This window comes from Methylobacterium sp. J-076 (genome assembly GCF_022829405.1).
Lineage (GTDB): Bacteria > Pseudomonadota > Alphaproteobacteria > Rhizobiales > Beijerinckiaceae > Methylobacterium.
Genome location: NZ_JAKSXW010000133.1, coordinates 341,727 through 365,405 on the forward strand (window position 1 = coordinate 341,727; position 23,679 = coordinate 365,405).

Consider the following 23,679-nt stretch of genomic DNA (forward strand, 5'->3'; position numbering starts at 1 on the left):
CCAGGCGTGGCGCTTTCCGGGATGGCTTCGCTGCGCGCGCAAAGACGAATGCGCGGCCTGTCCCCCCTCGCCGTCATCGCGAGCGAAGCGAAGCGACCCAGGGCGGCGGGGCCTTTCCAGACGTGGCGCTTCCCTGGATTGCTTCGCTGCGCTCGCAAAGACGGGTCCGCGGCCCGCCCCCCTCGCCGTCATCGCGAGCGAAGCGACGCGACCCAGGGCGGCGGGGCCTTTCCAGGCGTGGCGCTTCCCTGGATTGCTTCGCTGCGCTCGCAAGGACGGGTCCGCAGCCTGTCCCCCCTCGCCGTCATCGCGAGCGAAGCGAAGCGACCCAGGGCGGCGGGGCCTTTCCAGACGTGGCGCTTCCCTGGATGGCTTCGCTGCGCTCGCAAAGACGGGTCCGCCGCCTGCCCCCCCCGCCGTCATCGCGAGCCGAGCGACGCGACCCAGGGTGGCGGGGCCTTTCCAGGCGTGGCGCTTCCCTCGATGGCTTCGCTCCGCTCGCAAGGACGGGGTGGGCGAAGCTCCGTGAGGCCCGCGGCGGGATCGCCCGTCAGCGGCGGGGGCCACCGGGACCGCCGAAGCCGCCCCCTGGACCGCCAGGACCGCCTGGACCACCGGGGCCGCCTGGACCGCCGGGGCCACCGGGCATCCCGCCGGGTGCGCCCCCCGGACGGCCGAACATCTCGCCGCGGCCGGGGCCGGCGCCCGGCAGGTCGCCGGAGCCGGGGCGGGTGTCGATCGCCGGGCCGCGGGGCTCGAAGCCGCCGATCCGCCCGCCGGTCTCCGGGCCGAAGCGGGCGGGACCGTCCTCCGGCAGGACGCGCATGTCGATCCGGTCGCGCTCGCGCTCGAAGCGCGGCGCCTGCGGCTCCGGAGGCTGCGGCGCGATCCGGCCACCGGCCCGCAGCCGCTCCACGGTCAGGCCGCCATCCGGGGCGACGCTGGCGGTGAGCACGGCCCGCACGCTGCCCTGGCGCGGCACGGCGGCACCGGGCCGCCCGGTCACCGCGAGGCCCGAGCCGAGGGCGAGGCCCGACCCCGCCCGGCCGATATACGCCTCGATGGACACGCGCTGCAGCCCGGGCGGGAACGGGGTGCCGGTGAGCGCGGCGTTCGTCACCCGCAGGGTGCCCGCTGCGGCCGTGCCGGTGACGAGGGCGCGCTTGCCCGGGGCGAGGGCGTCGGCCCCCTGGAGGCGCAGGCCGCCGATGGCGAGGCCGCCCGCCTCCCGGCGGACGGGGCCGGCGACCCGGTCGAGGCCGCCCTCGCGGGGCTCGATGAGGCTCGCGACGATCACCCCGTCGGGCCGGCGCAGGCCGCTCACCGCCACCCGGGCGCCGGGTGCCCAAGCGCCCGCGAGGCCCGCCGTGGCGACCCGCTGCCCGAGGACGACGAGGCGCCCCGGCCCGGCGAACTCCACCGGACCGACCACCTCGCTCGCCACGTCGATGCGCGCGGTCGACAGGCCACCCTCGCCGGGGCGGGCCACCACATGCACCACCTGCCCGATCTTCAGGGCGGCGGCGGTCGCGGGCTCGCCGTCGATCCGCACCGCGACGTCGTTCGGGTAGGCGATGCGCAGGTCGTTGACGACGATCGAGCCGAACCGGCGGATGGTGCCGATGACCCCCGTGCCGCCGATGCCCCGGTCCCCCCCGCCCAGCGGAGGCCCGGCGGGCGGCTCGGCCGGGGCCGGGTCCGGCCGCGCGCCCGTGCCGCCGATGCCCTGGTCGCGGGGGGCCTCCTGCGGGCGGGCGCGGGAGGGCAGCAGCCCGGCTGCGCCGGCCAGGAGGTGCAGGACGAGGCGGCGATGCGGGGGACGGGCCAACGGGGCGGCTCCTCAGCCCGCGTCCGGGCGCTCTGCGGCCCCCACGGCCCGGCCCTCCGCTTCCCGGTAGACGTAGAGGCCGAAATTCCAGCGGTGCGGGCCGCCGGCATCGTCGCGGCAGGCGGCGTGGGCCTCGCGGTTGGCCTGGGCCAGCGCCTCCATGGCGAGATCCCGCGCCCGGGCCTCCAGCCGGACGGCCAGATCCTCCGACAGGCCGTCGTAATGCACCGCGCGCTCCAGGAACCGGGGGCCGGGGCCGAGGATGTTCGCGGCGGCGGCGGCGAGGTGGTCGTGCAGGTTGCGGCCGAAATAGTAGAGCTGCGCCTCCGCGTCGCCGTCCGCCCGGGGCAGGTAGGCGGCCTCCGCCAGGACGATCCGGTCCTGCGCGTCGGCGAAGGCGAGCCCCCGGTCGAGCCACTCGTCGAGGACGGCCCGCGGGCGCAGGTCCCGCGTGACGCCGCCGACCAGACTCTCGAAGGACGGCCGCCCCGGCTCGGCGGTGCGCGGCAGGGGCAGCGGCTGGCCCTTGCCATCGGTGAAGGCCGGGTCGGCGAGCCAGCGCGCCACGATCCGGGAGGTGCGCGACACCGTCGCCGGCACGGCGCTCACCGGCGCCCCGGCACCCCGGAGGCGCCGGACCTCCTTGCGGTGGATCCCCGTCAGCAGCGACACCCGGCTGTCCGTCTGCTCCTTGCCGGGCAGCACGAAGTCGTACTCGGCGACGTTCACGTAGAGTTCCCGCAGCAGGTCGGTGAGCGCGGGAAAGGTGATCCCCCGCGCCACCAGGAGGCGCACCAGGGGACGCAGCAACCGCGCTAGCGGCGCGTGCAATCCTCCCCCCTCCCGCGGCGTATCCTGGCTGTCGGACATGACACCGTCCTTAGCGTCCGAACGCCGTGGGAGACAATCCCACAAGGTGCGACTACGCACCGGAAGCGTGGCTTTTCCGATTGACGTGGGATTTTTGCACACGTACCTTTTGCGTGTGGTCAAATTTCCCACGAACCCGAGGAGCAGGTTTCCGACGATGGCCGACACGAAGCGTATCCTCGTCGCGACGGCCGCTCCTCCGATCGTCCTCTCCCCCTTCGGCACCGCCCGGTGCCGCCGGGACGACCCCCTTCCGCGGCTCGGGCGCCTCGCCTGGCTCCTCGCCGCGTTCTCGCTGCCCGCCCTCGGGCTCACCGTCGCGGATCTGGTCCATCGCGGCGGTGCTCCGGGGGTGACGCAGGCCGCTGCCCCGACTTCCCCCTCAGAAGGCGCAGCGGCTCGACCGGACGCCATCCCGGCCCGTCGGGTCGGGATGGCGTCTCGGAACGGCCTCGGCCGGGATCCCCGGGTATGACCTCCCTCGCCGCGCGATCCCCGATGGACCGGCCGGAGGAACGCCACCCGGAGGCGGCGCCCCGGCCCGCCTCCCTCCGGCGGACGAACCACGAACCCTGCGGCGGCGCCCCGGTCCTCGACCTCGCGCTCTGCCTCATCCTGGCGGTCGCCGTCACCGGCCTGCTGCTCCTCGCGCTCTGAGGCAGCGGCCCCGCCACGGCCCGCGCGCCCACCAAGGCCCCCTCATGCGATCCATCCTCAAGGCCGCGCTCTCCGGAGTCGCGGCAGCGTCCCTCGCCGTCGCCGCGCAGGCGGCCGACCTACCCCGCAGGGCTCCCCCTCCCCCGCCGCCCCCTGCCCTGCCGGTCTTCACCTGGACGGGCTTCTACGCGGGCGTGAATGCCGGCTACGCCTTCCCCACGGGCGGCGGCGGCCTGACCGACCCGACCTACGGCACCGTGACGGGGGGCGGGCGTTCCGGCGGCTTCGCCGGGGGCGGGCAGGTCGGATACAATTACCAGTTCACGCCGGGCTCCGGCTTCGTGGTCGGCGTCGAAACCGACATCCAGGGCGCGGCCCTGGCCAAGGCGGATGCGGCCTATCTCGGCGGCACGCCGTATTACGGCGTCCGCCCGAGCCTCGACTATTTCGGGACGGTGCGCGGCCGGGTCGGCTACGCGTTCGACCGGGTGCTGGTCTACGGGACGGGCGGCTTCGCCTATGGCGGCGGCTCCCTGCCCTCGGCCGCCTCGGCCTACCCCTACACCCAGCCGGGCACGACCCGGACGGGCTACGCGGCCGGCGGCGGCGTGGAATACGCCTTCACCGAGAAGCTCTCGGCCAAGGTCGAGGCGCTCTACCTGCATCTCGGCCGCGGCTTCAGCGGCGCGACCTACTACGATGCGGCAGTTCCGGCCTATTACGGCCCCGGGAAGTCCGATGCCGGCTTCGCGCTCGTCCGGGCGGGGGTGAACTACCGGTTCTGATCCTTCGCCCCAGGCAAACGGGCGGGACTTCGGCCGGACGGCCGGAGCCCCGCATGACGTCTCGCCGGATGGCGGATCGCGACATCGCTGCGCGCCCGCCTCTCCACTGCTCGCGCGCCGGGGACAGGCGGGCGAGGTGCGTGAAACCGGCTCTCGTGAGACAACGCGGACCGACGACGATTGCGGAATAGTCGGTTAGCCGGCCCCAGGTCATTGCCGGCGATTCGGGGGAGCCTAGCTCGCATCACGAGTGGGCGAAACCGGAGGACCTCCCCGTGCCGAACGTTCGAACCCATCCCCCTTGCGGATCCGCCCCCAGCCGACCCGCCCCCGCCCGACGCGCCCCCGGCGGGCTGCTCCGCCGTTCGCTCGTCGCGGGAGGGCTGCTCCTGGCGGGGGGCACGGGCGCCCACGCCCGGACCTTGCCGGAGACCCCACGCGGGCCGGGCCTGTTGATCTATGGGAATTATTGCGGGCCGGGCAACCGTGGCCCCGCCCACCGGCCGATCGACGCCCTGGACCTCGCCTGCGCCCACCACGACGCCTGCTGGCCGTCCGACCCGGCGACGCTGCCCGCCTGCACGTGCAACGCGCGCCTGCACGCCGAGGCGGGCCGCGTCGCCCGCGACCCGCGGACCCCCGACCGGACCCGGCAGACGGCGCAGTTCATCGCGGATTTCGCGAGCGCCATCCCCTGCGACGAGGACGCGGCCTCGCATCGCCCGATCAGGTGAGCGCGAGTATGGGGCGGCCCCATACTCGCCTGCGCGGTCAGCTGGCGTCGGCGGGGTTCGGGGCGGCCTTCGGCCCCCCCTTGGCGACGCCGACGAGCGCCGGGCGCAGCACCCGGTCGCCGATGACGTAGCCAGTCTGCACGACCTGCACGACAGTGCCGGCGGGCACGTCGGGGTTCGGCACCTCGAACATCGCCTGATGGCGGTTCGGGTCGAACTTCTGGCCCTGCGGCTCCACCGGCTTCACGCCGTGGCGCTCGAGGTTCTTGGCGAGGTCCCGCTCGGTCAGCTCGATGCCGTCGATCAGGCTCTTGAGGGAGCCTTCCGCCGCGGCCCGCTGCTCCTGCGGGACGCTTTCCAGCGCCCGCCGGAGGTTGTCGGCAACGTTCAGCACGTCGCGGGCAAAGTTGGTGACGGCGTAGGTCCGCGCGTCGGCGACCTCGCGCTCCGTGCGCCGACGGAGGTTCTCCATCTCGGCCAGGGTGCGCAGCGTCCGGTCCTTCAGCTCGTCCCGCTCGGCGGTGAGCAGGGCCAGGGCCTCGGCCACGGGATCGACGGAGGCGTCGGCAGGGGCCGGCGCGGCCTCGTCCTCGGGCCGGGAGTGGACGTCCTGTGGCTTCGCGTCGTTCGTCATCGCATCTTCAAAAGAGTGGCGGTCCGGGGGTAAACTGGGCGTGATATCAGGCTCCGCCCCCGCGAAATCAACCCGAGCTGCCCCGCTTTAGCACGTTCCGGGCCCGCGGACGGCGATGCCGGGGGGCGGACCGGTCGGGCCGCCCCGCCCTCCGCGTCGACGGGCAGGGGACGGATCCACGACGCGCCCGGCCGGCCGAGCGTGTCCCGTCCCCCGGCCGCTGGCCCCGGCGCCGCCCTCACGCCTCCCGCGGCGGCGGGGCGGCGACCAGCGCCTCCAGCCCCTCGGCCTTCAGCATCGCCACGTCGCCCGCGAACACCTCCAGCACCGCCTTGCGGATCGAGACCTGCCGGTCGGGCTGGGTGACGCGGGTGCCCGTGAGGTCGGTGACGTAGAACACGTCCACCGCCCGCTCGCCGAAGGTCGCCACATGGGCGGAGGTGATGTTGAGCGAGAGGGCGCCCAGCGCACTCGTCAGGTCGAACAGCAGGCCCGGCCGGTCGAGGCCCGTGACCTCGATGACGGTCTCCCGGCTCGACAGGGCGTTGTCGATGGTCACGTCCGGGGCGACGAGGAAGGTCCTGGCCTGGGCGCTGATCGGCGGGTGCTTGTCGGCCACCAGCTCGGCGATGCGGATCTCGCCCTTCAGCGCCCGGTCGATCACGTCGGTGATGCGCTTGGTGCGGCGCAATTCGTCCTCGTCGCGGTCGAAGGCCCGCGAGAGGACGAAGGTGTCGAGCGCGAAGCCGTCGGTGGTGGTGAAGATCTGCGCATCGACGATGTTCGCCCCGGCCGCCGCGCAGGCCCCGGTGACGATGGCGAGCAGGCGGGGATGGTCCGGCGAGTAGACGGTGATCTCCGTCACCCCGCGCACCGGATCGAGCCCGACCTCGGTGGCGCCGGTGCGGCCCTCCTCGGCGGAGCGCTTGAGCAGGAGGGCGTTCTTGATCTGGCTGGCGCTGTTCACCTTCAGCCAGTAGGCCTGCTTGTGCCGGGCGGCATAGGCGTCGAACGTGTCGGATCCCCATTCGGGAAGCTGCTCGCGCAGGCTCATCTGGATCAGCCGCACCCGGTCGGTGCGGGCGATCTCGGAATGGCCGCCGGAGAGGTAGACCTCGGTCTCGTCGTAGAGGGTGCGCAGCAGCGTCCCCTTCCAGGCGGTCCACACCCCCGGCCCCACGGCCGTGATGTCGGCCACGGTGAGGATGGTGAGCAGCTTCAGCCGCTCCAGCGTCTGGACGGTGGCGGCGAAGCGCTCGATCGTCTTGTGGTCCGACAGGTCGCGGCTCTGGGCCGTCATCGACATGAGCAGGTGGTGCTCCACCAGCCATGCCACGATCTCGGTCTCGGCGGGGCTCAGGCCGAAGCGCGGGCACAGCTTCTGCGCGATCTGCGCGCCGGCCACCGAATGGTCCTCGGGCCGCCCCTTGGCGATGTCGTGCAGCAGGATCGCGACGTAGAGCGCGAGGCGGTTGTGGATGGTGTGGATCAGCCGCGTGACGAGGGGATAGGTCTCCTCCACCCGCCCGCTCTCGATGGAGGACAGCACGCCCACCGTGCGCAGCAGGTGCTCGTCCACCGTGAAGTGGTGGTACATGTTGAACTGCATCATCGCGACGACGCGGCCGAAATCCGGGATGAACCGGCCGAGCACGCCCGCCTCGTTCATCTCGCGCAGGGCCTCCTCCGGCGCGTTGCGCGAGGTCAGGATCTCCAGGAACAGGCGGTTGGCCTCCCCGTCGCCGCGCAGGGACGGGGTGACGAGGCGCAGGGAGCGGGAGGCGAGCCGTTTGGCGTCCGGATGGATCGGCACGTTGTGGCGGTCCGCCAGCCAGAACAGGCGCATGAGGTTGACGGGGTCGCGCTCGAACGCGTCCTCGGCCCGCAGGTTCACCCGGCCGTGGTCGATCCAGAAATCCTCGGCCTCCACCGAGGTGGCCCGGAACCGGTCCCGGAACTTGCCGATCCAGCGGTCGAGCACCGGGGTGCGCTTGGCGTGCCGCGCCTCCATCTCGGCGCTGACGATGGCGGTCAGGTCTCCGACATCCTTGGCGATGCGGAAATAGGCCTTCATGAACCGCTCGACGCCCGACAGGCCGCCCCTGGCCTCGTAGCCGAGGCGCTCGGCGATCCGCGGCTGCAGCCCGAAGGACAGCCGCTCCTCGGCGCGCTTGGTGACGAAGTGCATGTGGCAGCGCACCCGCCACAGGAACTCGTCGCACCGCTCGAACAGGGCGTATTCCTCCGCCGTGAACAGGCCGGCGCCGATCAGCTCGCTCTGGTCGCGCACCCGGTAGGTGTACTTGGCGATCCAGAACAGCGTGTTGAGGTCGCGAAGGCCGCCCTTGCCGTCCTTGACGTTGGGCTCCACGAGGTAGCGCGACATGCCCGCCTTGGAGACGCGCCCGTCCCGCTCGCGCAGCTTCGCTTCCACGAACTCGGCGGCCGAGCCGACGATCACCTCCGCGTCGAAGCGGGTGACCAGCTCCTCGTAGAGCACCCGCGAGCCGAACAGGAAGCGCGCCTCCAGCAGCGCCGTGCGGATCGTCATGTCCGCGCGGCCCTCGCGCAGGCATTCCTCCACGGACCGGGTGGCGTGGCCGACCTTCAGCTTCAGGTCCCACAGGACGTAGAGCATTGCCTCCACGACGCTCTCGGACCACGCGGTCTGCTTGTAGGGAAGCAGGAACAGGAGGTCGATGTCCGAGCCCGGGGCCATCGTCCCGCGGCCGTAGCCGCCGGTGGCGACCACCGCCAGTTGCTCGCCGGTGGTCGGATTGTCGTTCGGGTAGAGGCGCCAGACCACGGCATCGTAGATCGCGCGGACCACCGCATCCGTCAGGCGCGACAGGCTCTGGGCGCAATGCATGCCCTTGCGGTCGCGCAGCAGTTGCGCCTCCGCCTCGCGGTGCCCGGCTTCGAGCACCCGCTTCAGTTCAGGCACGAGGGCCGCGCGCAGCCGTGTCGGCTCGCGGATATCCCGGTCGAGGCCGGCGAGGATCTGGTCGAGCTCTGCGACTGGGTCGAGCATGCCCCCCGTTAGCATGATATGCCTACGTTGCCAGTCATGCCTGCGTGCCGCAGCCCCGTCGCGCACAATTGTCCTTTGAGACGGACGATTCGTTTGACATAACGAACGACCGCCCTAATCTCGGCGGTGACGAACGCCGAGGAGACGATTCGATGCCGCTGGCCCGCCGCACCTTCCTGGGGGCCACCGCCCTCGCTTTGGCCCTTGCCCTGCCCCTCCCCATGGTCGCGGCGGGCCCGGCAGCCGCGGCCGAGCCGACGGAGCTGCGCCTCGACTGGGCGACCTACAACCCCCTGAGCCTGCTCCTGAAGGAGCGCGGGTACCTGGAGGAGGCGCTCAAGCCGCGGGGGATCAAGGTGCGCTGGGTCCAGTCCCTGGGATCGAACAAGGCGCTGGAATTCCTGAACGCCGGCGCCATCGACCTCGGTTCCACCGCCGGGGCCGCCGCCCTGGTGGCGCGGATCAACGGCAACCCGATCAAGGCGATCTACGCCTTCTCGCGGCCGGAATGGACCGCCCTCGTCACCCGCAAGGACACCGGCATCGCCAAGCCGGCGGACCTGAAGGGCAAGCGCGTGGCGGTGACCCGGGGCACGGACCCGCACATCTTCCTGATCCGCGCACTCCAGGGCGCCGGGCTGACGGAGAAGGATGCCAAGCTGGTGCTGCTCCAGCACCCGGACGGGCGCACCGCCCTCGACCGGGGCGACGTGGACGCCTGGGCGGGCCTCGACCCGATGATGGCCGCCGCCGAGATCGAGAACGGCGACGTGCTGTTCTACCGGGACGCCGCCGCCAACACCTGGGGCGTGCTCGACGTGCGCGAGGCCTTCGCCAAGGACAATCCCGACCTCGTCCGGGCGGTGATCGCCGCCTACGAGCGGGTGCGGGCCGAGGCGCTGAAGGACCCCACGGTCCTGCGAGACGCCCTCGTGGCCGCGACCAAGCTACCGGAGCCGGTGGTGGCCCGGCAGCTGGAGCGCACCGACCTCTCCCAGCCGGCGGTCGGCCCGGTCCAGGCCGAGGCGATCCGCGCGGCGGGCCTCGCCCTGCAGCAGGCGGGCGTGATCGCGGCGGACGTGAACGTGGCCGGCGCGGTGGACGGGCTGATCGACCCGGCGTTCAACCCGCAGGCGGGGCGCTAGGCGCACGCCGCCCTCCCCCCTTCCGCGGGGGGAGGGAGAGCAAGGCGCCCCAAGGCCTTACCCCTCCGCCATCCCCGCCGTCCGCAGGTGCGTGCTGCGCGGGGGCCGCTCCAGGCCGCCCGCGGCGAGGCGGCAATCGTGGATCGTCGCCCGGGCCGTGTCGATGGCGATGGAGACCGCCGACATCGTGCGGCTGTCCGGCTCGCGCTCGCGGGCGAAGCGGACGACATCCGTCGCCAGCCCATCGACCTCGATCGTCAGCGCCTCGATCGCCGCCGGATCGGTGAGGGAACGGGCCTGTCCGGTGATTTCCAGGAGCCGGTCCATCACGTCGTCGATCCGCTCGCGGCGCAGGCTGGTGAGCCGCTGGCGGACCCAGGCCAGCATCGAGACGAGGCCGCCGGCCAGGGCGCCGAGGAGGTAGAGCGTGTCCCCGTACCGCTCCACGAAGCCGTGCTGCTCGCGTTCGTAGTAGTCGATGGCGCCGGGGTGGATCGGGATGCGGGCGCTGGTGGCCGCCACCGTGGTGTCGTAGGCCGGCGCCAGGACGTATTCGGCGGCATCCGTCTGCTGGGCCGCCGCCGTGCGCTTCTCGAACAGCTGCTGGGTGAAGTCCGCCGCGACCACCCGGTTGAGGGTGGACCGGGCCATGAGACGGTAGGACGCGCCCACGGTCTTCACGTCGTCCGCCGGGAGCTTCGGGCGGCCGGCGAACAGCCCCCCCGGGATGGTCACCGCCTGGAGCTTCGGGAACCGCTCGATGATGGCGTCGTCGTCCTCCACCGCCACGAACTCCACCTTCCCGTCCCGCGCCACCGAGCGCACCGCCGCGACGAGGGCGAGGGCCTTGGGCGCCGACGGGGCGATGATGCTGAGGAAGGCGTCGATGCGCTTGTCCTTGAAGGCCCCGGCGACCGCGCCCTCGTCCACGGGGACGAGCTGCACCGCGCCGGCCGCCACGGGGCCGGCGGCGGGGGCCGTCTCCAGGGTGAGGCCGTGGTAGGACAGGAGGTTCTTGAGGAGCCAGTAATCGGCATCCTTCTGGGCGCCGATCCCGAGGCGCTTGCCGCCGAGCTTGGCGAAGGTCTTGATGCCGGAGGGCTCGGGGGAGGCGACGATCATCGCCTGGTCGCGCAGGATCGCCAGGGTCAGGCCGTTGGTCGGCAGCAGCACGTCCGGCCGCACCACGGCGAGGTCGGCGCGGCCGTCCTGCAGGGCCGCCGCGCTCTCCCGCACGTCATCGAAGGGCAGGATCTTGAGGCGGATGCCCTCGCCGCTGGCCGCGATGGCGTCGGAATAGGCCTTGATCAGCCCCGGCTCGGTGCCGTCCTTGGGCGCCACCGCGATGGTGAGGGTGGTGGGCCGCAGCAGGTACCACACCGCCGCGCCGCCGAGGCAGAGCAGCAGGGCGCTCCCCACGAGCAGAACCTCCCGGCGCAGCAGGAACGCGGTGATCGAGCCCATGGGATTGCCGTCCTGCTTCCGTCCGCAGGCCAAACGCGGCGGCGGGCGTTCGGTGCCAGGGCCGGGCCCCGCAGGCGCGGCGCACCAGGGCAGCGGGACGCCTCAGGACGGGGCGCCTCCCTGGATTGCTTCGCTCCGCTCGCGAAGACGGAGCGGGTCATGCCCCCCGGTCCGCGATGCCCCCCGTCCGCGATGCCCCCTCTCCGTCATCGCGAGCGCAGCGAAGCGACCCAGGGCAGCGGGACATCTCAGGACGGGGCGCCTCTTTGGATTGCTTCACTGCGCTCGCAAAGACGGAGCGGGTCATGCCCCGGGACGCCGGGGGGCTACTCGGCGGCGGGCAGGTGGAGGGCCATGAGTTGCGTCGAGCGGCGGCGCTCGGTCTGGTCGGGCGAGGGCAGGCCGATCCGGCGCCGGGCGTCGCCCACCGCCTCGTGGACCCCATCCACCGCCAGGATCAGCGCGCTCACCGTGCGCAGGTCGATGGTCCGCTCGCGGGTGTGGGTCACCACGTCGGCGATGAGGTCGTCGATCTCCAGGACGATGGCGTCCAGCTCGGTGGCGGTGGTGGCCGCGCGGATCTCGCGCAGGATGTCGAGCAGCCGGTCGAGGACGATGTCGACCCGCTCCCGGCGCTTGCGGGCCAGCCGCTGGCCGAGCCATGCGAAGCCCGAGCCGATGGTGCCGCCGAAGAACGCCACGAGGTAGATGTAGTCTTCGTAGCGGTCGAGGAAGGTCTGCTGCTCGCGCTCGAAATAGTCCACCGCGCCGGGGTGGTTCGGGAGCCGGGCGGAGGTCGCCGCGACGGTGGTGTCGAAGTCCGGCGCCTTCATCAGCTTGGCGATGGGCGCCGCCGCGGCGAGGCGGGAGCGCCACTCGAACAGGTGCTGCGTGGCCGAGGCGACGGCGACGCGGCTCACCGTGCCCCGGGCCATCAGCCGGTAGGAGGCGCCGACGGTGCGGATCTCCTCGTCCGGGCGCTTGGGCCGGCCGCCGAAGGTCCCGGCGGGGATGGTGACCGATTGCAGCTCCGGGAACCGCTGGAGGATCGCGTCGCCGTCGGGGATCGAGACGAAGCCGATCTTCCGCTCGGGCGAGCCCGCCTCCACGGCGCGCACCACGTTGCCCGCCATCTTCGAGGCGGGGCTCGCGATCACCGCCACGGCGTCGACCCGCTTGTCGGCCAGGGCCTGGGTGATCTCCGCGATCTTGAGGGGCACCACCGTCACGTGGCCGGGGGCGGGTTCCGCGCCCTCCTCGACGGCGGGGGTGTCGGGCAGGAGGTCGTAGAAGGACAGGACGTTGGTGAGGAAGGGCAGGTCCGCCCCGTGGCGCACGACGATGCCGAGGCGCTTGCGGGCGAGGTCGGGGAACTCCTCGATCTCGCTGTGGTCCGGCCGCACGACGACCAGCGCCTCGTCGTGCAGGATCGCCAGCGTCAGGCCGTTCTCCGGGAGGAACACGTCCGGGCGGACCACGGCGAGGTCCGCCTTGTTCCGCTGGAGGGCGAGGCCGCTGTCGCGCACGTCGTCATAGCGGACGATCTTGAGCCGCACGTCCTCCCGGCTCCGGTCGAGGGCGGCGGCGTAGGCATCGATCAGGGAGGCCTCCGGACCGTCCTGCGGGCCCACCGCCACCGTGAGGACGTTCGGACGGGACAGGTAGACGACCGCCCCCGCCAGCGCGGTGAGCCCCAGGGCCACCAGGACGAGGAGCCACTCGCGCCGCATCAGGACGGACGCTGCCGTCCGCAGCCTTCGCTGCAGCGGCCCCGGCACGGAATCAGGGTCGAGGGCATGGCCCGTCCTGTCACGTTGCGCGCGCTCCATGGCTCGTTCATGGAACGCAAACCTGTCCAGATCGTGAAGAACACGTGAAGCGTCCCAGCGTTGCATCCTCCGGGCCAGACGCACCTCCGGGAGGGGACGACCGGCCCAAGCCCCCCCGCCCGGTGAGCGCCGCGTGGCTGGAGCGGGCGGCGCTGGACTACCTCCAGCGCTACAGCGCCTCCACGGACATGCTCCGCCGCACCCTCGCCCGCCGGGTCGAGAAGCGGGCCAGGGCGAGGGGCGAGGAGGCCTCCGCCTTCGCCGACATGGTCGAGGCGACGGTCGCCCGCGCGGTGTCGGCCGGCCTGGTGGACGATGCCCGCTTCGCCGAGGGACGCCTCGCCGCCCTGCGCCGCCGGGGCACCTCCCGCCGGGCCGCCTCCGCCAAGCTCGCCGCCAAGGGCGTGCCGCGGGAGGTGGTCGAGGCGGCGATGGAGGCCGAGCGGGAGGCGCAGACGGGGGAGGACGGCGAGGCGAAGGCCGCCTGGGCCTACGCCAAGCGCCGCCGCCTCGGCCCCTACCGGCCACCGGACAAGCGCGCCGAGACCCGCGAGCGCGACCTCGGCAGCCTCGCCCGCCAGGGTTTTTCCTACGGCCTCGCCCGGCAAATCGTGGAGGCCGACGAAGCCCCGTGACGGTGGCCGTCGCCGTCGCGGCCACCCTCCCCCCCGTAATTGCGAGCGCAGCGAAGCACCCCGGGGCGGCGGCACGCCTCAGACCGTGGCGATGCCGGATGGCGTCGCTCCGCCCCCGATGACGGCGCGGGGGTGGGGTGGGACGGCAGTGGCGGGGGAAGGCTCCCGCGGGGTGCGTCAATCAGGACCGGGAGTGCCGCACGGCCGCCCTTGTTTGGCGCCGTTTTGTGTTCATCTTCCGTTCCATGGACGAGGTTCTTGCCAAGAAACTGCGCATCCTCGCCGATGCCGCCAAATACGATGCGTCCTGCGCCTCGTCCGGGGCGCCCAAGCGCGCCGCCGGCAAGGATGGGATCGGCTCCACCACCGGGGCGGGGATCTGCCACGCCTACACGCCGGACGGGCGCTGCGTCTCGCTGCTGAAGATCCTGCTGACCAACTGGTGCCTGTTCGATTGCGCCTATTGCGTCAACCGACGCTCCTCCAACGTGCGGCGGGCGAAGTTCACCGTCGAGGAGGTGGTGAGCCTCACCCTCAACTTCTACAAGCGCAACTATATCGAGGGGCTGTTCCTCTCCTCCGGGATCATCCGCTCCCCCGACCACACGATGGAGCTGATGACCCGCGTGGCGAAGTCCCTGCGCCGGGACCACGGCTTCGCGGGCTACATCCACCTGAAATCCATCCCCGAGGCGAGCCCCTGGCTGATCGAGGAGGCGGGGCTCTATGCCGACCGCCTGTCGATCAACGTCGAATTGCCCACGGAGGCGAGCCTCGGCCGCCTCGCCCCCGAGAAGGACGGCGCCGCGATCCAGGGCGCCATGGCGCAGATCGGCGAGCGGATCATCCAGGCCAAGGCCGAGAAGCGCCGCTTCGCCCCGGCCGGGCATTCGACGCAGGTGATCGTCGGGGCGGACGACACCACCGATGCCGCCCTGATCGCCAAGAGCGAGACGCTCTACGGCAGCGTCGGCCTGAAGCGCGTCTATTACTCGGCGTTCAGCCCGATCCCCGACGGTTCGCAGATCCTGCCGCTGAAGGCCCCGCCGCTCGCCCGGGAGCACCGGTTGTACCAGGCCGACTGGCTGCTCCGGTACTACGCGTTCACGGCGGAGGAGGTCGCCTCGGCCTCGGAGGGCGGGATGCTCGCCCTCGACATCGACCCGAAGCTCGCCTGGGCGCTGAAGTACCGGGAGCGGTTCCCCGTGGACGTGAACACCGCCGACCGGGAGATGCTCCTGCGCGTCCCCGGCCTCGGGGCGCGGGCGGTGGACCGGATCGTCAAGGCGCGGAAGCACACGACGCTCCGCCTGGACGACGTGGCCCGGCTGACCTCCAGCCTCAAGCGGGCCCGCCCGTTCCTTATCGCCGCCGACCACCGCCCGGTGGGCCTCACCGACCGGGCGGACCTGCGGGCCAAGCTCGTGGAGCCGGCGCAGCAGCTGAGCCTGTTCTGATGGCGGATCACCCGTCTCGATCACGCTCTCATCCTGAGGGTCTGACCGGGCAGTCACCATCGACCCCCTCACGACCTCATCCTGAGGAGCCTGCCCTGGAGCCCTCCTTCGAGGCGGCTGGCGCCGCACCTCAGGATGAGGGCATGGGCATGAACGATGGGAGGATGCGCGCGCCTCGCACCATCCTCCTGCGCCCAGGCGCCGATCTCACCGGCTTTCGCGATGCCGCCCGGCGGCTTGCGGCCGAGGGCGTGCCGCCGGAGGCGGTGACGTGGAGCCTGGAATCCGCGCCGAGCCTGTTCGGCAGCGAGGCCGCGCCCCAGGCCGACCGGCCCCTCTCCCTCCCGCGGGCGGTGGCCGCCCTGATCCCCCAGGTGGTCCCCCACCGGGACCCCGAACGCTACGGCCTGCTCTACGCCCTGATCTGGCGGGCGCTCCACGGCGAGCGGCACCTGATGGAGGTGGCGAGCGACCCGCTGGTGCATCGCCTGAACCTGATGGCCAAGGCGATCGGCCGGGACTTGCACAAGATGCACGCCTTCCTCCGCTTCCGCCGGACCACGGATGACGGCGACGAGCGCTACGTCGCGTGGTTCGAGCCGGATCACCACATCCTGGAGGCCGCCGCGCCGTTCTTCGTGCGGCGCTTCGCCGGGATGCGCTGGACGATCCTGACCCCCGAGGGCCGGGCCGTCTGGGACGGCGACGCCTTGACCTACGGCCCGCCCGGCTCCCGGGGCGACGTGCCCGAGGGCGACGGCTTCGAGGCCGGCTGGCAGACCTACTACGAGACGACGTTCAACCCCGCCCGCGTCAACCCGAAGGCGATGCGGGCGGAGATGCCGAAGAAGTACTGGCGCAACATGCCCGAGACCGCCTCCATCCCCGCGCTCCTGAGGGGCGCGGCGGAACGGACGGCGCAGATGATCGAGAGGGAGCCCACCGTGCCCGCACGCCGCGAACCCGCCCGAGCCGTCGCCGCGATGGCCGACCAGGACCCGAAGAACCTCGACGAGCTCAACGCCATCATCCGCCGCACAGAGCCCCTGGTGCCGGGCGCGACCCAGGCCGTGCTCGGCGAAGGGCCGCCCGGCGCCAGCGTCGCCTTCGTCGGCGAGCAGCCGGGCGATCAGGAGGACCTGAAGGGCCGCCCCTTCGTCGGGCCGGCGGGGCAGCTGCTCTCGCGGGCGATGGAGGAGGCGGGCATCGACCGCGGGGGGAGCTACCTCACCAACGCGGTCAAGCATTTCAAATTCACCCTGCGCGGCAAGCGCCGCATCCACGAGAAGCCCACCGCCGGGGAGGTCAGCCACTACCGCTGGTGGCTCGACCGGGAGCTGGAATTCGTGGCGCCCAAGCTCGTCGTGGCGCTCGGCGCGACGGCGGTGCTGGCGCTCACCGGCAAGGCGATCCCGATCACCCGCGCCCGCGGCCCGTTCCGGTTCGACCGGCACGAGACCCGCTTCCAGGGCTTCATCACCGTCCACCCCTCCTACCTGCTGCGCCTGCCGGACGAGGCGAAGGAGGAGGCCTACGCGGCTTTCGTCGCCGACCTGAAACGCATCGCCACGCTCGGCGCCGAGCTCTCCGCATGAGCCGCGCGTTTTAATCCCTAGTGGCGCGTGCGTGGAGACACGCCGCTCCGCACCTTCACTCCCTATATCTTTTTCATGACAGACGAAGCGGACGGAACAACCGGACCGCGCTGCACGAGGAGATGTTTTTAGAGATGAAGACCCGTATTGCCGCCACCGTCGCCGCCCTCGTCATCGGCCTTGCGGCCCCGATGACCGCCGCGACGGCCTCTCCCTACGCCCCCCGCGACGAGGTCGTGACCACGGGCGCGATCGGCGTCCACGACACGCCCTTCTACGAGTCGCATCCCGGCTACTGCGCCCCGAGCTCGGCCGCCGAGGGCAACGCCAACCAGCAGACGCGCCCGGTGAAGCAGTACGGCCAGACCACCGGCGGCAACCGCTGCTGAGGATGGCTTCCCTCCCCCTCGTGGGGAGGGACACGAGGGTGGGGTGGAGCAGGGCCGTACGCGTCGGTGCGACCTGCGCCACCTCCCCGTCATTGCGAGCGCCGCCCTCGCCATCCGGCGCGCAAATCAAGCCGAGCTTCGTCGCCGGGAGTGAACCGCTCGTCCCTTTTCGGCTCAGTGGCCCGCGACCAAGCAGAACCCGATAGCGACCTCGCTCTCATGATCGATATCGCGAACCGGGACATGCTGAAGCCTCCTGTTCGGCCGACGGCCGAACGGGATGCGATCCATGCCTTCTGAGTGGCGGCGAGACGCGCTGCCCGGGGATCACTCGGAGGCGAGTCGCCGGGTCGATGACGAGACCCGAACCCGTCATCGTCACATCCCCTGGCGCCCCATCGCCGATGCCGGCGAGTTCTACCGGCGCCACTATGACCGCGTTTCACTGGACAACGTCTGGCGGAGCCTCCACGACGAGCGACCCCTCCTCGTCGCCGCGGCCGAGTCCGAACTCAGGCATCCGCCGGCGCGTTGACGAGTTCTCGCGAGACGCCATCGCCCATGACAGCCAAGTCCTCCGAGACCGCCGCCGAGGCCGCCCCCGCTCCGAAGCAGGTCGGCCCCGGCGATCAGGTGATCCTGGTCGACGGCTCGTCGTTCATCTTCCGGGCCTATTTCCAATCGATCAACCAGGACCAGAAGTACAACTCGCGCCCCTCGGACGGGCTGCCGACCGGGGCGGTGCGGCTGTTCTGCACCAAGATCGCGCAGTTCCTGCAGGACGGCGCCGCCGGCACGATGCCGACGCATCTCGGCATCGTCTTCGACAAGTCGGAGGGCTCGTTCCGCAAGGAGATGTTCCCGGACTACAAGGGCCACCGCCCGGACGCCCCCGACGACCTCAAGCGCCAGATGCCGCTGATGCGCGATGCGGTGCGGGCCTTCGGCCTGCACGCCGTGGAGCTCGAGCGCTACGAGGCGGACGACCTCATCGCCACCTATGCGAGGCAGGCCGAGGCCCGGGGTGCAGGGGTCATCATCGTCTCCTCCGACAAGGACCTGATGCAGCTCGTCGGGCCGCTGGTGCGGTTCTACGATTTCGAATCGGGCGCCAAGGGCAAGCCGGGCTACCGGCCCGAGCGCAACCTCGATGTCGATGCCATCATCGCCAAGTGGGAGGGCTTGCGCCCGAACCAGATCGGCGATGCGCTGGCGCTGATCGGCGACACCTCGGACAACGTGCCCGGCGTCCCCGGCATCGGCCTCAAGACCGCCGCCGCCCTCATCAAGGAGTTCGGCTCCCTCGACGCGCTGCTGGAGCGGGCCGGGGAGATCAAGCAGCCCAAGCGCCGGGAGACCCTGCTCGCCAACGTCGAGCAGGCGAAGCTCTCGCGCAAGCTCGTGGCGCTGATCGAGGACGTGCCCGTCCCCGTGGCCCTCGACGACCTCGGCGTGCCGCACCCCGACCCCGAGAAGCTCGTCGGCTTCCTGAAGGCGATGGAGTTCAACACCCTGACCCGGCGCATCGCCCAGATGCTCCATGTCGATCCCGAAAAGGTGCGGCCCGATCCGTCCCTGCTGCCGGGCGCCGGGGCCAAGGCCGGCGATCCCCCGCCGTTCTTCGGCGACAGCGTGCCGCCGGACCCCGAGACCGCCGCCGCGGGCCCCGAGCGTCCGCCGGGCGACGCCCCGCCCGGGGGCGGCGAGGTCGATCCCTTCGCCGACCTCGGCCTGCCGGATGCGGCGCCCACGCCCCGCGGCCCCGCCGAGCCGACGCCGGGGAGCCTCGTCGCGGCGCGGGCGGCCGAATCGGTGAAGCCGTTCGACACGGCGGCCTACGAGACCGTGCTGACCCTCGAACACCTCGACGCCTGGATCGCCGAGGCCGAGGAGGCCGGGGTGATCGCCGTCGACACGGAGACGGATTCCCTCGATTCGTACCGGGCGGGGCTCGTCGGCGTGTCGCTCGCGGTGGCGCCGGGGCGGGCCTGCTACATCCCCCTCGCCCATGTGCGGTCGGTGACCGCCGAGGCCGATGCCGGCGACCTGTTCGGCCAGGGCGCCGCCTCCACCGATCTGGTCGAGCCGATCGCCGACCAGATCCCCCTCGATGCGGCCCTCGCGCGGCTGAAGCCGCTCCTCGAAAACCCCGGCGTGCTCAAGGTCGGCCAGAACCTGAAATACGACTGGGTGGTGTTCTCCCGCCACGGCATCGCGGTGGCGCCCTTCGACGACACGATGCTGATCTCCTACGTGCTCGATGCCGGCAAGGGCGGGCACGGCATGGACGAGCTGGCCCGCCGCCACCTCGGCCACCAGCCGATCACCTTCTCGGACGTGGCCGGCACCGGCCGCGCCAAGGTGACGTTCGACCGGGTCGCCCTCGACAAGGCCACCGCCTACGCCGCCGAGGACGCGGACGTGACCTTGCGCCTGTGGCGGATGATGAAGCCGCGCCTCGTGGCCGAGCGCCGGGTCGCCGTCTACGAGACCCTGGAGCGCCCGCTCCTGCCGATCATCGCCCGGATGGAGATGGCGGGCATCCGCGTCGACCGGGACATGCTGAGCCGTCTCTCCGGGGACTTCTCGCAGATCCTGGTGCGGCTGGAGGAGGAGATCCAGGAGGATGCCGGCGAGCGCTTCTCCGTGGGCTCGCCCAAGCAGATCGGCGACATCCTGTTCGGCAAGATGGGCCTGCCCGGCGCCAAGAAGACGCCGTCCGGCCAGTGGGCCACCCCCGCGACACTGCTGGAGGAACTGGCCCAGGCCGGGCACGGGCTGCCCAAGAAGATCCTCGAATGGCGCCAGCTCGCCAAGCTGAAATCGACCTACACCGACTCGCTCCAGACCCATGCGGACCGGGAGACGCAGCGCGTCCACACCTCGTTCTCGCTGGCGGCGACGACGACGGGGCGGCTCTCCTCCTCCGAGCCGAACCTGCAGAACATCCCCGTGCGCACCGAGGAGGGCCGGCGCATCCGCCGGGCCTTCGTGGCCGCCCCCGGCAAGGTGCTGATCTCAGCCGACTATTCGCAGATCGAATTGCGGCTGCTCGCCCACATGGCCGACATCCCCGAACTGCGCAAAGCCTTCGAGGACGGCATCGACATCCACGCGGCCACCGCGTCGGCGATGTTCGGCGTGGCGCTGAAGGACATGACGCCCGACCTGCGCCGCCGGGCCAAGACGATCAATTTCGGCATCATCTACGGCATCTCGGCCTTCGGGCTGGCCGACCGCCTGGGCATCGGCCGGGAGGAGGCCTCGGCCTTCATCAAGCAGTATTTCGAGCAGTTCCCGGGCATCCGCGACTACATCGACACGACCAAGAGGATCTGCCGGGACAAGGGCTACGTCACCACCCTGTTCGGCCGGGTGTGCCACTACCCGCAGATCCGCTCCAACAACCCCTCCGAGCGGGCGAGCGTCGAGCGGCAGGCGATCAACGCCCCGATCCAGGGCTCGGCCGCCGACATCATCCGCCGGGCGATGGTCCGGATGGAGGAGGCGCTGGCCGCCAAGCGGCTCGGCGTGACGATGCTGCTGCAGGTCCACGACGAACTGGTCTTCGAAGCGGACGAGGCGGAGGTGGACGCGGCGATCCCGATCATCGCCTCCATCATGGAGAAGGCCCCCGCCCCCGCCCTGACGCTCCGTGTCCCCCTCGTCGTGGAGGCCAAGGCCGCGGGGAATTGGCAGGAGGCGCATTGAGGGGCCACCCTCCCCGTCTTTGCGAGCGCGGCGCATTCAGGGCGGCGCCACGTTCGGAAGCGGCCCGCGTCCCTGGATTGCTTCACTCCATTCGCAATGACGTTTCCCCCTCAAATTCGTCATTGCGAGCGCAGCGAAGCAATCCAGGGCGCAGCGCCATCGCCGGAGGTTACGCAAGCCCGGGGTACAGGTCGGTCCAATCCGGGTTCATTGCCTCGATGAGCGCAAGCTTGCGCTTCCGCGACCCGGCCTTGATCTGCTTCTCACGCTCGATGGCCTCGATCATCGCGGCGTGAGACTCGTACCAGACGAGCGCCTTGCAGCCGTATTGCCGCGTAAAACCCGGCAGCAGGGCTTCGCGGTGCTCGTAGACCCGCCGGGCGAGGTTCGATGTCACGCCGACATAGAGCGTGCCGTTGCGTCGGCTGGCCATGATGTAGACGGTCGGCGCGCGCACGGCGGCCCTCGGGAGGATTGCGACTCAGGTCGCGGATCCCTGGATTGCTTCGCTTCGCTCGCAAAGACGGATGGCGGATAATTCACAGAAATGCGGTACCCCTTGCATCCTAGCCGTCATTGCGAGCGCAGCGAAGCAATGACGGAGGTGGGGCGTCCACACGGAAAGCTGCCACCCTCCCCGTCTTTGCGAGCGGGGCGAAGCAATCTAGGGAAGCGCCACATCCGTCGATTGTAGCGACACGGGAGCGAAACGATGCGGGCCCTCCTCTGCCAGACCCTCGACGGACCGAAGGCGCTGGCCATCGCCGAGCGGCCCGCGCCGGAGGCCGGGCCCGGGCAGGCGCTGGTCCGCATCACCCTGGCCGCGCTGAACTTCTTCGACACGCTGATCGTCGCCGGGCGGTATCAGGTGAAGCCGCCCCTGCCCTTCTCGCCGGGGGGCGAGGGCGTGGGAATCGTCGAGGCCCTGGGCGAGGGTGTCACCGGGCTCACGGTGGGCCAGCGTGTGGTGATCCATGCCGGCTACGGCTGCTGCGCGGAGCGGATCGCCATCGCAGCCGAGAGGCTCACCCCCGTCCCGGACGGGGTGCCGGACGAGCAGGCGGCCGGCCTCACCATCACCTACGGCACCACCCTCCACGCCCTCGCCAACCGGGCGAGGCTGAAGAGCGGCGAGTGGCTCGCGGTGCTCGGGGCGTCCGGTGGGGTCGGTCTCGCGGCGGTGGAGCTCGGGGCGCTGATGGGGGCGAAGGTCATCGCCTGCGCCTCGTCGGAGGAGAAGGTCGCCGCCGCCCGCGCCCACGGCGCCGCCGAGGGGCTGGTCTACGCCCCCGAGACGCTGAAGGACGACCTGCGCCGGATCACCGGGGGCGCGGGGGTCGATGTGGTCTACGACGCGGTGGGCGATGCCTTCGCCGAGCCGGCCCTGCGGGCGCTCGCGTGGCGGGGGCGCTACCTCGTGATCGGATTCGCGGCCGGCGAGATCCCACGCCTGCCCCTCAACCTGATCCTGCTGAAGGAACTCGACGTCCAGGGCGTCCACTGGGGCGCCTTCACCGAGCGCGATTCGGCCGCCCACCGGGCGGACCAGGCGCAGCTGCTCGCATGGGTGGCGGAGGGCAAGCTCACCGCCAAGGTCCACGGCGTCTACCCGCTGGAGGAGTTCCCCGAGGCGTTCGGCGTGCTCGTCCGGCGGGAGGCCGTGGGGAAGGTGTTGCTGCGGATGTGAGCCTGCCGCGTGGCCCTCCCCCCCCTGCAGGGGAGGGTGGCCCCCGTCAGGGGGTCGGGAGAGGGGAGCGACCTCTCCGGAAGAGCCGCGCCGGCCGCGTCGTCCCGAACCGTCGCGCGGCCCCTCTCCCGCCCTGCTGTCGCAGGGCACCCTCCCCCGCAGAGGGGGGAGGGTCAGGGCCTCAAAGCAGCCCCCGCTCCCGCGCCAGCATCACCAGATCCGTCTGCGGCCGGGCGCCGATGTGCTGGATGACCTCCGCCGCCGCCAGAGTGCCGAGGCGGGCGCTGGCGAGGTGGTCGAGGCCGCGGGCGTGGCCGGCCAGGAAGCCGGCGGCGAAGAGGTCGCCCGCCCCGGTGGTGTCGAGGACGTGCTCCACCGGGCTCGCCGCCACCTCGCGGACATGGCCGCCATGGACGACGAGGGCGCCCTTCTCCGAGCGGGTGACGAGGCCGAGCAGGTGCATGCCGCGCCCGTTGCGCTCGTCGCGGAGCGCCGCCACGGCGGCCTCCTCATCCTCGGTCTGGTAGAGGCTCTTCAGCTCGCCGAGGTTGGCGAACAGGATGTCGATGCTGCCGTCGCGGATGAGGCCCAGGAACTCGTCGCGGTAGCGGCCGACGCAGAAGGCGTCCGACAGGGTCAATGCCACGGCGTTGCCGGCCCGGTGGGCGATCTCCACGGCCTTGCGGAAGGCCTCCTTGGCGGCAGGCGGATCCCAGAGGTAGCCTTCGAGGTAGACGACCCGGGCGGAGGCGACCGTGTCCTTGTGGACGTCGTCCGGCCCCAGGCCCTGGCAGGCGCCGAGATAGGTGCTCATGGTCCGCTCGCCATCCGGCGTCACCAGCACGAAGCAGCGGGCGGTGGCCGGGCCGTCGGCGGCGGCGGGCACGTCGAAGCCGACGCCGGTCGCCTTGAGGTCGTGGCGGAACAGGTGGCCGAGCTCGTCGTCGCGCACCCGGCCGACGAAGCCGGTCTTCGCCCCGAGCATCGCCGCGCCCACGGCGGTGTTGGCCCCCGAGCCGCCGGAGACGATCGTCGCCGGGCCCATGACCTGGAACAGCGACTCCGCCCGCGCCTCGTCGATCAGCGTCATCGCCCCGCGCGCGATGCCCTCCTTCTCCAGGAAGGCGTCGTCGGTGCGCGCGATGACGTCGACGATGGCATTGCCGAGGACGAGGAGATCGAGGGAGGCCGTCATGCGGTGATCCGTCTGCGAAGCGATTCCGGCCGC

At 71.9% G+C, this 23,679-nt stretch carries 18 protein-coding genes; 10 read left to right on the forward strand and 8 right to left on the reverse strand.

The genetic code is table 11. From position 1 onward, the window contains the following. Positions 1-550 precede the first annotated feature (550 nt). Both MKK53_RS17095 and MKK53_RS17100 read right to left on the reverse strand, forming a co-directional pair. Positions 551-1,828 (reverse strand): DUF5666 domain-containing protein, encoded by a 1,278-nt coding sequence (locus tag MKK53_RS17095; protein WP_243929893.1) that lies wholly within the window; start codon positions 1,826-1,828, stop codon positions 551-553. Between the two features lie 12 nt (positions 1,829-1,840). Further along, the gene (locus MKK53_RS17100) at positions 1,841-2,698 is read right to left on the reverse strand and encodes a DUF6502 family protein (protein WP_243929894.1); all 858 of its coding nucleotides are present in this window, start codon (positions 2,696-2,698) and stop codon (positions 1,841-1,843) included. 471 nt (positions 2,699-3,169) lie between these two features. On the opposite strand from MKK53_RS17100, the gene MKK53_RS17105 reads away from it, so the two are divergent. From MKK53_RS17105 to MKK53_RS17115, 3 genes are all read left to right on the forward strand, one after another. Then, on the forward strand, positions 3,170-3,355 hold the full coding sequence (locus MKK53_RS17105) for a hypothetical protein (RefSeq protein WP_243929895.1): 186 nt from the start codon (positions 3,170-3,172) through the stop codon (positions 3,353-3,355). A gap of 44 nt (positions 3,356-3,399) precedes the next feature. Beyond that, the gene (locus tag MKK53_RS17110) at positions 3,400-4,140 is read left to right on the forward strand and encodes an outer membrane protein (RefSeq protein ID WP_243929896.1); all 741 of its coding nucleotides are present in this window, start codon (positions 3,400-3,402) and stop codon (positions 4,138-4,140) included. Positions 4,141-4,592: 452 nt separating this feature from the next. Further along, entirely contained in the window at positions 4,593-4,874 is a 282-nt protein-coding gene (locus MKK53_RS17115) for a hypothetical protein (protein WP_313901562.1), read from the forward strand. A gap of 37 nt (positions 4,875-4,911) precedes the next feature. On the opposite strand, the gene grpE is transcribed toward MKK53_RS17115, so the two are convergent. Both grpE and MKK53_RS17125 read right to left on the reverse strand, forming a co-directional pair. Beyond that, positions 4,912-5,508: a nucleotide exchange factor GrpE gene (gene grpE / locus MKK53_RS17120; RefSeq protein WP_243929897.1), complete on the reverse strand. Its 597-nt coding sequence runs from the start codon at positions 5,506-5,508 to the stop codon at positions 4,912-4,914. 238 nt (positions 5,509-5,746) lie between these two features. After that, positions 5,747-8,539 (reverse strand): [protein-PII] uridylyltransferase, encoded by a 2,793-nt coding sequence (locus MKK53_RS17125; RefSeq protein ID WP_243929898.1) that lies wholly within the window; start codon positions 8,537-8,539, stop codon positions 5,747-5,749. Positions 8,540-8,691: 152 nt separating this feature from the next. On the opposite strand from MKK53_RS17125, the gene MKK53_RS17130 reads away from it, so the two are divergent. Next, positions 8,692-9,684 (forward strand): aliphatic sulfonate ABC transporter substrate-binding protein, encoded by a 993-nt coding sequence (locus MKK53_RS17130; RefSeq protein WP_409564351.1) that lies wholly within the window; start codon positions 8,692-8,694, stop codon positions 9,682-9,684. 57 nt (positions 9,685-9,741) lie between these two features. Here the strand turns inward: MKK53_RS17130 and MKK53_RS17135 are convergent, their stop codons facing one another. Together MKK53_RS17135 and MKK53_RS17140 are read right to left on the reverse strand one after the other, a co-directional pair. After that, entirely contained in the window at positions 9,742-11,148 is a 1,407-nt protein-coding gene (locus tag MKK53_RS17135; RefSeq protein WP_243929899.1) for a TAXI family TRAP transporter solute-binding subunit, read from the reverse strand. A 326-nt stretch (positions 11,149-11,474) separates the two neighbouring features. Further along, complete coding sequence (locus MKK53_RS17140) at positions 11,475-12,878, reverse strand: TAXI family TRAP transporter solute-binding subunit (RefSeq protein ID WP_243929960.1); 1,404 nt, start codon at positions 12,876-12,878, stop codon at positions 11,475-11,477. 221 nt (positions 12,879-13,099) lie between these two features. On the opposite strand from MKK53_RS17140, the gene MKK53_RS17145 reads away from it, so the two are divergent. The 5 genes from MKK53_RS17145 (at position 13,100) to polA (ending at position 20,764) form a co-directional block, all read left to right on the forward strand. Continuing rightward, positions 13,100-13,612, forward strand: coding sequence for a regulatory protein RecX (locus MKK53_RS17145; RefSeq protein ID WP_243929900.1), 513 nt, complete (start codon positions 13,100-13,102; stop codon positions 13,610-13,612). Positions 13,613-13,857: 245 nt separating this feature from the next. Next, on the forward strand, positions 13,858-15,069 hold the full coding sequence (locus tag MKK53_RS17150; protein ID WP_243929901.1) for a putative DNA modification/repair radical SAM protein: 1,212 nt from the start codon (positions 13,858-13,860) through the stop codon (positions 15,067-15,069). 164 nt (positions 15,070-15,233) lie between these two features. Beyond that, positions 15,234-16,664 (forward strand): UdgX family uracil-DNA binding protein, encoded by a 1,431-nt coding sequence (locus MKK53_RS17155; RefSeq protein ID WP_243929902.1) that lies wholly within the window; start codon positions 15,234-15,236, stop codon positions 16,662-16,664. 134 nt (positions 16,665-16,798) lie between these two features. Next, the gene (locus tag MKK53_RS17160; protein ID WP_243929903.1) at positions 16,799-17,053 is read left to right on the forward strand and encodes a hypothetical protein; all 255 of its coding nucleotides are present in this window, start codon (positions 16,799-16,801) and stop codon (positions 17,051-17,053) included. A 561-nt stretch (positions 17,054-17,614) separates the two neighbouring features. Beyond that, positions 17,615-20,764 (forward strand): DNA polymerase I, encoded by a 3,150-nt coding sequence (gene polA / locus MKK53_RS17165; RefSeq protein WP_243929904.1) that lies wholly within the window; start codon positions 17,615-17,617, stop codon positions 20,762-20,764. Between the two features lie 169 nt (positions 20,765-20,933). On the opposite strand, the gene MKK53_RS17170 is transcribed toward polA, so the two are convergent. After that, positions 20,934-21,221, reverse strand: coding sequence for a GIY-YIG nuclease family protein (locus MKK53_RS17170; protein ID WP_243929905.1), 288 nt, complete (start codon positions 21,219-21,221; stop codon positions 20,934-20,936). Between the two features lie 255 nt (positions 21,222-21,476). Between MKK53_RS17170 and MKK53_RS17175 the strand changes: the two genes are divergently transcribed. Next, positions 21,477-22,451: an NADPH:quinone oxidoreductase family protein gene (locus tag MKK53_RS17175; protein ID WP_243929906.1), complete on the forward strand. Its 975-nt coding sequence runs from the start codon at positions 21,477-21,479 to the stop codon at positions 22,449-22,451. Positions 22,452-22,632: 181 nt separating this feature from the next. Here MKK53_RS17175 and MKK53_RS17180 read toward each other — a convergent pair whose 3' ends face one another. Next, positions 22,633-23,646: an adenosine kinase gene (locus MKK53_RS17180; protein WP_243929907.1), complete on the reverse strand. Its 1,014-nt coding sequence runs from the start codon at positions 23,644-23,646 to the stop codon at positions 22,633-22,635. Positions 23,647-23,679: the final 33 nt, after the last annotated feature.

Coding starts and splice junctions, on each gene's coding strand:
- MKK53_RS17160 (WP_243929903.1), top strand. CDS start 16,799: ATGAAGACCCGTATTGCCGCCACCGTCGCCGCCCTCGTCATCGGCCTT.
- MKK53_RS17135 (WP_243929899.1), bottom strand. CDS start 11,148: ATGGGCTCGATCACCGCGTTCCTGCTGCGCCGGGAGGTTCTGCTCGTG.
- MKK53_RS17180 (WP_243929907.1), bottom strand. CDS start 23,646: ATGACGGCCTCCCTCGATCTCCTCGTCCTCGGCAATGCCATCGTCGAC.
- MKK53_RS17110 (WP_243929896.1), top strand. CDS start 3,400: ATGCGATCCATCCTCAAGGCCGCGCTCTCCGGAGTCGCGGCAGCGTCC.
- grpE (WP_243929897.1), bottom strand. CDS start 5,508: ATGACGAACGACGCGAAGCCACAGGACGTCCACTCCCGGCCCGAGGAC.
- MKK53_RS17100 (WP_243929894.1), bottom strand. CDS start 2,698: ATGTCCGACAGCCAGGATACGCCGCGGGAGGGGGGAGGATTGCACGCG.
- MKK53_RS17175 (WP_243929906.1), top strand. CDS start 21,477: ATGCGGGCCCTCCTCTGCCAGACCCTCGACGGACCGAAGGCGCTGGCC.
- MKK53_RS17140 (WP_243929960.1), bottom strand. CDS start 12,878: ATGCGGCGCGAGTGGCTCCTCGTCCTGGTGGCCCTGGGGCTCACCGCG.
- MKK53_RS17150 (WP_243929901.1), top strand. CDS start 13,858: ATGGACGAGGTTCTTGCCAAGAAACTGCGCATCCTCGCCGATGCCGCC.
- MKK53_RS17130 (WP_409564351.1), top strand. CDS start 8,692: ATGCCGCTGGCCCGCCGCACCTTCCTGGGGGCCACCGCCCTCGCTTTG.
- MKK53_RS17125 (WP_243929898.1), bottom strand. CDS start 8,539: ATGCTCGACCCAGTCGCAGAGCTCGACCAGATCCTCGCCGGCCTCGAC.
- MKK53_RS17105 (WP_243929895.1), top strand. CDS start 3,170: ATGACCTCCCTCGCCGCGCGATCCCCGATGGACCGGCCGGAGGAACGC.
- MKK53_RS17155 (WP_243929902.1), top strand. CDS start 15,234: ATGCGCGCGCCTCGCACCATCCTCCTGCGCCCAGGCGCCGATCTCACC.
- polA (WP_243929904.1), top strand. CDS start 17,615: ATGACAGCCAAGTCCTCCGAGACCGCCGCCGAGGCCGCCCCCGCTCCG.